Here is an 8818-nt window from a genome sequence, read left to right on the forward strand (position 1 = left end):
GCCGAATCGGTGGTCGGCGCGGACGGGTTGGCGGACGGCGGCGGCGGGGCCGACGCGGCGGCCGGCGCGGGCGCCGTGCTGTCGACCGCCGTCGAGTCGCCGCGCAGCGAGTCCGGGGTCGTCGAGTCGAGGGCGGCGAGGCGGGCGGCCGGCTCGCGCAGCAGCGTGCTGCGCAGCACCGTGTCGCCCGACGCCGCCGCGCGCCGCGCCGCCGGGTCGGCGGCGCCGAGGCTCGTCCAGACGCTGTCGACCCCCGCGTTCGCGCGGGGCTTGGTCAGCAGCAGCACCGGCCCCACCGACGCCAGCGGCACCACCGGCTGCAGCAGGTAGGTGCGGGCCCACTTCTCGGGCGTCTGCACCTCGCGCAGCACGGTCCCGATGGCGATCCCGCGCGGGTAGGTCGCCCCCAGCCCCGACGACACAAGCAGGGTCCCTGGGCGGAGCTGGCTGCGGAACGGCACGCCGCGCAGCTCCAGCAGCCCGCGCTCCGGGCCGCGCCCGAGGTGCGGCTGCACGATCCCGAACGCCGACGCGTCGGCGGTCATCGCCGAGACGCGGAAGTCCTCGTGCAGGTACGAGATCGCGAGGCTGGTCGCCGGGTCGACCTGCTGCACCATCCCGACCAGCCCCTCGGCGGTCACCACCGGCGTGAACGGCGTCACGCCCGCGCGGCCGCCGGTGGTCACCATGAAGGTGCGCAGGATCTGCGTCTGGATCAGCTCACCCGTGAGCTGCGTGGGGATCGCCTCGCCGATCACGAACCCCCAGCCGAGGCGGCGCGACAGCCCGAGCAGGCGGCGCAGGTCGGCGTTCTCGGTGCGCAGCGACTCGGCGTCGGTCAGCGACACCGCAGTGTCGCCGCGCGCCGTCATGCGGGCGTCGTACGAGACGAAGGCGGCGCGGCTCAGCTCCGCGCGCCGCTGCAGCTCCGCGAGCGGCGACACGACCGACCGGCGCAGCGCGCGCGCCGCCTCGTCGCGCAGGCTCCCCGGGAGGAAGAGCACCACGAGCGAGGCGAGGACGCAGATCGCCAGCAGCGTCGTGTCGACGACGCTGCCGGAGACGGAGCCGGAGCTGGAGCGCGCGCCGCGGGGCACGGCCGACCTCGGGAACTCAGGTGGTGAGGACGGACCAGTACTTCTCCTCGTCGTCGAGGATCCGCCCGGTGCCGCGCACGACGCAGGTCAGCGGGTCCTCGTCCACGTGGATCGGCAGCCCGGTCTCCTGGCTCAGCATGTGGTCCAGCCCGCGGATCAGCGCGCCGCCGCCGGTCATCACGATGCCGCGGTCCACGATGTCCGACGCCAGCTCGGGGGGCGTGATCTCGAGCGCGCGGCGCACGGCGTCGACGATCTGCTGCACCGGCTCCTGGATCGCCTCGCGGATCTCGCTCGAGTGCACGCGGACGGTCTTCGGGATCCCCGACACGAGGTCGCGCCCCTTGACCTCCATCTCGCGCTCGTCGCCGATCGGGTACGCGGAGCCGATGTTGATCTTGATCTGCTCCGCCGTCGGCTCGCCGATCAGCAGGTTGTAGTTCTTGCGCATGAACTGGACGATCGCGATGTCCAGCTCGTCGCCGCCGGTGCGGATCGACGTGTCGCTGACGATGCCCGCGAGCGCAATGACCGCGATCTCGGTCGTGCCGCCGCCGATGTCGATCACCATGTTCCCCGTCGGGCTCTCGACCGGGAGGCCGACGCCGATCGCCGCCGCCATCGGCTCGGAGACCATGAAGACCTCCTTCGCGCCGGCGCCCATCGCCGAGTCGCGCACGGCGCGCTTCTCCACCTCGGTGATCCCCGACGGCACGCACACGATGACGCGCGGCTTCACCTTGAAGACGTGCTTGTCGATGACGAGCGTCAGGAAGTAGCGCAGCATCTTCTCCGTGACGTCGAAGTCGGCGATCACGCCGTCCTTCATGGGACGCACGGCGATGATCCCCTCCGGCGTGCGGCCGAGCATGCGCTTCGCCTCGAGGCCGACGCCGCGGATCTTCTTCGTCTCGCGGTCGATCGCGACCACCGACGGCTCGTTGAGGACGATCCCCTCGCCCTTCACGTAGATCAGCGTGTTCGCGGTGCCGAGATCGACGGCGATCGCGTTCGCGGGGAAGAGCGAGCCCGCTCTCTTGAAAGGCCAGAGCATCAACGAGGTCGGTGGACGGGCGGGGCGTCGGGGCCCGACGCACGGACGGCCGAACGGCCGCCGCGGCGGCCGTTCGGCGAACGGGGGCGGCCCCTGCTCGGACGGGGGGTGGGCGCCGCGGGTAACCTAGCCGGGGCCCGGCACCGCTTCAAGCGAAAGTCGCGGTGGGACCGTGACCTACGCCGCCCCACCCCCCGCCCGGCTCAGACCAGGGCGGGCTCGCCCGCGATCGCCTCGTTGGGGTCGGTCATCTCGAGCCCGAACGCCTCGGCGACGCCCGCGTACGTCACGCGCCCGTCGGCCACGTTGAGCCCCTTCAGCAGCGCCGGGTTCTCGCGCAGCGCGCGCCGCCACCCCTTGTTCGCCAGCTGCAGCGCGTACGGCAGCGTCGCGTTCGTCAGCGCCAGCGTCGAGGTGCGCGGCACGCCGCCCGGCATGTTCGCCACGCCGTAGTGGATGATCCCGTCGACCGTGTACGTCGGGTTCTCGTGCGTCGTCGGCTTGATCGTCTCGATGCAGCCGCCCTGGTCCACCGCCACGTCGACGATCACCGCGCCCGGGCGCATGTACTTGAGGTCCTCGCGCCGCACGAGCTTCGGCGCCTTCGCCCCGGGGATCAGCACCGCCCCGACCACGAGGTCCGCCGTCGCGATCTGCTCGCGGATGTTCTGGTGGTTCGAGTAGACCGTCTGGACGTTCGCCGGCATCACGTCCGAGAGGTACCGCAGCCGGTCCAGGCTGATGTCGAGGATCACGACCTTCGCGCCCAGCCCCGCGGCCATCTTCGCGGCGTTGATCCCGACGATCCCGCCGCCCAGGATCACGACCTTGGCCGGCGGCACCCCCGGCACGCCGCCCAGCAGCACGCCGCGCCCGCCGTAGAGCTTCTCGAGGTACTTGGCCCCCTCCTGCACCGCCATCCGGCCGGCCACCTCGGACATCGGCGTCAGCAGCGGCAGCTCGCGCGACGGCAGCTCGACCGTCTCGTACGCGATGCAGGTCGCCCCGCTCGCCAGGTGCGCCTGCGTCAGCCGCTCGTCGGCCGCGAAGTGGAAGTAGGTGAAGAGCGTCTGCCCCTTCCGGATGCGCTTCCACTCGGGCTCGATCGGCTCCTTCACCTTCAGGATCATGTCCCCCGCCGCCCACGTCGCGTCGGCGTCCGGGGCGATCTGCGCGCCCACCGCCGTGTAGTCGGCGTCGGTGAACCCGCTCCCCTCGCCCGCCCCGGACTCCACGAACACCTGGTGGCCGGCCGCGACGAGCGCCTCCGCCCCGGCCGGGACGAGGGCGATGCGGTTCTCGTTGGTCTTGATCTCCTTCGGGACGCCGATCTTCATGGCAGCGGGGCTTTTCGAGGGTTGGGGTGGGGCGCGCGCGGCGCGCCGCCGGGGAATCTGCTGCGGGCCGGCGCCAAATGCACGCGCCCCGTACGAATGCTCACCCGACGGTCTTCGGGCCCAGGCTGAGCACCGACTGCCGGTCGGGGTCGAAGAACTCCCGGGCCACCGCCAGCACCGCCCCCTCGTCGATCGCGTCGATCTCCGCGAGGACGACGTCGAGGGGGCGGAACGGCTCCCCGTAGAGGACCTCCCCCGCCGCCCGGTACATGTGGTTCGTGACGCTCTCCTGCGAGAGGATCACCTGCCCCCGCAGCTGCCGCTTGGCGGCCGCCAGCTCGTCCCCCACGATCCCCGCGTCCACCAGCCGGCGCAGCTCGTCGCGGATGGCCTGCGTGGCCTGCCTGGCCGTCCCCGGCGCCGACGCCACGTACACCCCCTGCATCCCGGTGTCGACGTGGAAGGCCTGGAAGGTGTGCACCGCGTAGGCGAGCCCCAGCTCCTCCCGCACCTTCTGGAAGAGCCGCGAGCTCATCCCGCCGCCCAGGACCATGCTCACCAGCGACAGCGCGTAGCGCCGCTCGTCGGCGTGCGGCGGCGTGGCCGAGCCGAAGACGACGTGCGTCTGCGTCAGCGACCGGTCGCGCCGGTGCCGGTACCCAGGCGGCGCCGTCACGGGCGCGCGCGACGGCAGCGGCGTCGCGTCGCCCGCGGGCGCAGCCCCCCACCCGGTGCGCAGCAGCGCCTCGACCAGCGCCTCGTGCTCCACCTTCCCGGCCGCCGCCACCACAAGCCGCCCGGGGTGGTACGCCCGCGCGTGCAGCGTGCGGAGCGCGTCCGTCCCCAGCGCGTTCACCGTCTCGCGCGTGCCGAGGATCGAGTAGCCGTACGGGTGGTCCCCCCACAGCAGCTCGTTGTGCAGCTCGAACACGAGGTCGTCGGGGGTGTCCTCGACCATCCCGATCTCCTCGAGGATCACGTTCCGCTCGAGGCGCAGGTCCTCCTCGCGCAGCAGCGGGCGGAACACGAGGTCCCCGATCACGTCGGCCGCGACGTCGAGGTGCTCGGCGAGCACGCGCGCCTGGTACGACGTGTACTCTCGCGTGGTGTACGCGTCGAGCGACCCGCCGAGCGACTCCACCTCCAGCGACAGCTGCCGGGCGGAGCGCGTCGGCGTCCCCTTGAACACCATGTGCTCGAGGAGGTGCGAGACGCCCATGCTCGCCGGCGTCTCGTGGATCGATCCCGCCTGCACGAACGCCCCGAACGCGACCGACCGCACTCCCGGGATGTGCTCCGAGAGTACGGTCAGTCCGTTGTCGAGCGTCGTGCGGCGGGGCCCGGCCTCCACGACGTCGGAGGCCGGCCTCACCGTCGGGTCACTCACTCGCGGTCGCGCCCCCCACGGCCGCCCCGGCCGCCGCGGTCGCCGCCCGAGCGCGCGGGACGGTCGCCGCGCGGCTCGCGCCGCGGACGGTCCTCGCCCCCCTCGCCGTTTCCGCCCTCGGCGCCGCCGTTCCCCTCGGCGCCGTTCGACTCGGTCATCCCCTCGGGCTTCGGCTCGAGCGCCTTCATGGACAGGCGCAGGCGCCCGCGCTCGTCGCGGTCGATGAGCTTGACCTTCACGCGGTCGCCCTTCTTGACCACGTCCTCGGTCTTCTCGACGCGCGCGTGCTTCATCTCGGAGATGTGCAGCAGCGCCTCGGTGCCCGGCATGATCTCGACGAAGGCGCCGAACGCCGTCGTGCTCTTGACCGTGCCCTCGTAGGTGTCGCCCACGATCGGCTCGGCCGTGATGGCCATGACCATCTGGCGCGCGCGCTCCATCGCCTCGCCGCCGACGGCGGCGATGGTGACGAGCCCCGTGTCGTCGACCGTGACCTCGGACTTCGTCTCCTCCTGGATCCCGCGGATCGTCTTCCCCTTCGGCCCGATCAGGTCGCCGATCTTCTCGGGGCTGATCTGCAGGGTGACGATTCGCGGCGCGTACGGCGACAGGTCCGTGCGCGGCTCGCCGAGCGACTTCGCCATCTCGGCGAGGATGTGCAGGCGGCCCTCGCGGGCCTGGGCCAGCGCCTCGGTCATGATCTTGAGGTCGAGCCCCTGGATCTTGATGTCCATCTGGATGGACGTGATCCCGCGCTCGGTCCCGGCGACCTTGAAGTCCATGTCGCCGAGGTGGTCCTCGGTGCCGAGGATGTCGGTCAGGATGGCGTACTGCTCGCCCTCCTTGATGAGCCCCATCGCCACGCCGGCGACGGCGGCCTGCATCGGGACGCCGGCGTCGAACAGCGCCAGCGAGCCGCCGCACACCGAGGCCATCGACGACGAGCCGTTCGACTCGAGGATGTCGGACACGATGCGGATCGTGTACGGGAACTCCTCGAACGCCGGCAGCACGCCCTGCAGCGCGCGCTCGGCCAGGTTGCCGTGGCCGATCTCGCGGCGGCTCGTGCCGCGCACCGGGCGCACCTCGCCGGTCGAGAACGGCGGGAAGTTGTAGTGCAGCATGAACGACTTCGTCGTCTCGCCCGGCTCGTCGATCGAGTCGAGGCGCTGCACGTCGTTGGCGGTGCCGAGCGTCACGGCGACGAGCGCCTGCGTCTGGCCGCGCGTGAAGAGCGACGAGCCGTGGGCGCGCGGGAGCACGCCGTTGTCGATCGAGATCGCGCGGACCTCGTTCGGCTTGCGGCCGTCGACGCGGAGGCCGGTCTTGAGCACCTGGCCGCGCAGCGCGTCGTACTCGAGGTCCCCGAGGATCGACCCGAGGTCCTTGCTGTTGTCCGGGAACTCGGGGAGCAGCTGCTCCTTGACCGCCTTCTTGACCTCCTCGACCGCCTGCACGCGCGTGTGCTTGTCGGCCTGGTTGATCGCCTCGGCGATCTTCCCCTCGGCGAGCGCCTTCACGCGGGCGGTGACGCCCTCGGGGATCTCGGCCTTGGTCCACGACATCTTGGCGGGGCGCTGGATCTTGCCGAGCAGCTCCTCCTGCGCGGCGATCAGCTCGCGGATGCCGTTGTGGGCGATGCCGAGCGCGCCGACGACGTCGTCCTCGGACACCTCGAGGGCGCCGCCCTCGACCATCACGATCGAGTCCTGCGAGCCGGCGACGACCAGCTCCAGGTCGCTGTACTGCAGCTGCTGGAACGTCGGGTTCAGGATCCAGTTGTCCTGCACGCGGCCCACGCGCACGCCGGCGATCGGGCCGGCGAACGGGCACTTCGACGCGTTCAGCGCGAACGACGCGGCCACCAGGGCCAGCACGTCGGCGTCGTTCTCCTGGTCGGCGGAGACGACGTAGATGAACACCTGGACTTCGTTCTTGAAGCCCTCGGGGAACAGCGGACGGATCGAGCGGTCGATGATGCGCGCCGACAGGATCTCGTTGTCGTGCGGGCGGCCCTCGCGCTTGATGAAGCCGCCCGGGATCTTGCCGGCGGCGTACGTCTTCTCGCGGTACTCGACCGTGAGGGGGAAGAACGGCAGCGGGCTCTGGGTCTCGCTCACGGTCACCGCGGCGAGCACCATTGTCTCGCCGAACTGGACGAGGGCCGAGCCGCTCGCCTGCTTCGCCATGCGCCCGGTCTCGATGACCAGCTTGCGCCCGGCGAACGTACGCTCCACGCGTTGCATCATTGCTCGATTGCTTTGTTGCTGTGGGCGCCGGTCCCCGCGTCTCGGGGCCCCGGCGGCGGCGCGTGCGTCACGCGCCTATGGGTGCGGCCGCGCTCCCCGGCCGCGCAGGAGAGCGGTCCCCCGGTGCAGGAAACGCAAGACGCGCGGGCCGCAATCGCTGCGCCCGCGCGTCCACGCGCCTGGGAGAACCGCTCAGTGACGGAGCCCGAGCTCCTGCACGATCTGGCGGTAGCCGACCACGTCCGTCCGCTTCATGTACGTCAGCAGGCGGCGACGGCGGCCGACCATCTTCAGCAGCCCGAGACGACCGTGGTGGTCCTTGTGGTGCGTCCGGAAGTGATCCGTGAGGTAGTTGATCCGATCCGTCAGGATCGCGACCTGGACGCGCGCCGAACCGGTGTCCGTCTCGTGCGTCTGATACTTGCTGAGGGTCGGTGCCTTGTCGAAAGCCATGGTGGTATATTCTCCGCACGTCCAGGCGCGCGTGCTGCGCAACAGTCGGAAGCACAGTAACTTACTGAGCTCCTGAAGGGCTGTAAAGCCTCCGGTCCCGGCCGCGGCCCCGCTCCCGTACGCTCGCCTGCCCCCGCACGCCGGACCCTCCCAGGACCTCGTGCTCGATCGCGCCACCCCACCCCGCGGCATCCCCACGCCCTCGGCCGAGCCCCCGGTCGGCGGCCCCGACGGCGTGGCCCGCACGGGCGAGCACCTCACCGGACGCTTCCTCGGCCGCTACGCGGTCCACGTCCGCGTCGGCTCCGGCGGCTTCGCCCGCGTCTACCGCGCCTACGACCCCGAGCTCGACCTCGACGTCGCGCTCAAGATCCTCAAGCCCGAGATCGCCGAGGATCCCGAGACGGTCGAGCGCTTCCGCCGCGAGGCGAGCACCGCCGCCCGGCTCCGCCACCCGAACGTGGCGACGGTGCTCAACGTCGGCCGCCTCGACGACGCGTTCGAGGACTGCCCCCCGGGGACGCCGTTCCTCGTCATGGACTTCCTCCCCGACGGGCTCGGCAGGCGGCTCGCCGACCGGGGGAGCCTCCCCGAGGACGAGCTGGCCCGCATCGGCGAGGACGTCGCCCGGGGGCTCGCCTACGCGCACGACTGCGGCGTCGTGCACCGTGACGTGAAGCCCGACAACGTGCTGTTCGCGGCCGACGGGCGGGCGCTGGTCACCGACTTCGGGATCGCCCGCGCGGTGCACGCCGGCGCCTCGACCTCCAGCCGGCAGGTGGTCCTCGGCACCCCGAGCTACTTCTCGCCCGAGCAGGCGCGCGGGCTGCCGCTCGACGGGCGCAGCGACCTCTACTCGCTCGGCGTCACGCTCTACCAGGCCGCCACCGGGACGCTGCCCTTCGCCGGCGACGACTGGTACGAGGTGATGCGGCAGCACGTCGAGGCCGAGCCGCCCGCGCCCCGCGAGCGCGCCCCGCACCTCTCGGCGGCGTTCGAGGCGATCGTGCTGCGCTGCCTCGCCAAGGACCCGGCCGACCGCTTCCAGGGCGCCGGCGAGCTGGCCGACGCCCTCGCCGCCGTCCGCCTCCACGGCGCGGAGGCGGCCACCGTCGCCCTCCCGGCCCTCGCCCGCCTGCAGCCGAAGCCGCGGCGACGCAGCGCCGCCGCGGTCGGCGCCGTCCCGCTGCTCCTCACGGTGGCCGGCGGCGTCTGGCTGGTCCGCGGCGACGGCGCGGCCG

The 8818-nt window shown here is 72.3% G+C and carries 7 protein-coding genes; 1 reads left to right on the forward strand and 6 read right to left on the reverse strand.

The window, feature by feature from the left end; all coding sequences use genetic code 11:
* From PYV61_RS15795 to rpsO, 6 genes are all read right to left on the reverse strand, one after another.
* Positions 1-1097, reverse strand: a 1097-nt coding sequence (locus PYV61_RS15795) for a rod shape-determining protein MreC (RefSeq protein ID WP_275833280.1), incomplete at its 3' end; no start/stop codon positions are given.
* 16 nt (positions 1098-1113) lie between these two features.
* Complete coding sequence (locus PYV61_RS15800) at positions 1114-2151, reverse strand: rod shape-determining protein (protein WP_275833282.1); 1038 nt, start codon at positions 2149-2151, stop codon at positions 1114-1116.
* Positions 2152-2354: 203 nt separating this feature from the next.
* A complete protein-coding gene (gene ald, locus PYV61_RS15805; protein WP_275833284.1) occupies positions 2355-3488 on the reverse strand; it encodes an alanine dehydrogenase in 1134 nt (377 codons plus the stop codon).
* 100 nt (positions 3489-3588) lie between these two features.
* Positions 3589-4860 (reverse strand): pitrilysin family protein, encoded by a 1272-nt coding sequence (locus PYV61_RS15810; protein WP_275833286.1) that lies wholly within the window; start codon positions 4858-4860, stop codon positions 3589-3591.
* An 11-nt stretch (positions 4861-4871) separates the two neighbouring features.
* On the reverse strand, positions 4872-7124 hold the full coding sequence (locus tag PYV61_RS15815) for a polyribonucleotide nucleotidyltransferase (protein ID WP_345785248.1): 2253 nt from the start codon (positions 7122-7124) through the stop codon (positions 4872-4874).
* Positions 7125-7316: 192 nt separating this feature from the next.
* Positions 7317-7577, reverse strand: a complete 261-nt coding sequence (rpsO, locus tag PYV61_RS15820) for a 30S ribosomal protein S15 (RefSeq protein ID WP_275833288.1) — start codon at positions 7575-7577, stop codon at positions 7317-7319.
* 160 nt (positions 7578-7737) lie between these two features.
* Here rpsO and PYV61_RS15825 point away from each other — a divergent pair.
* Positions 7738-8818 (forward strand): serine/threonine-protein kinase (locus tag PYV61_RS15825; protein ID WP_275833290.1); only part of this gene is annotated, 1081 nt, incomplete at its 3' end.

It is taken from the genome of Roseisolibacter sp. H3M3-2, assembly GCF_029211165.1.
Classification (GTDB): Bacteria; Gemmatimonadota; Gemmatimonadetes; order Gemmatimonadales; family Gemmatimonadaceae; genus Roseisolibacter.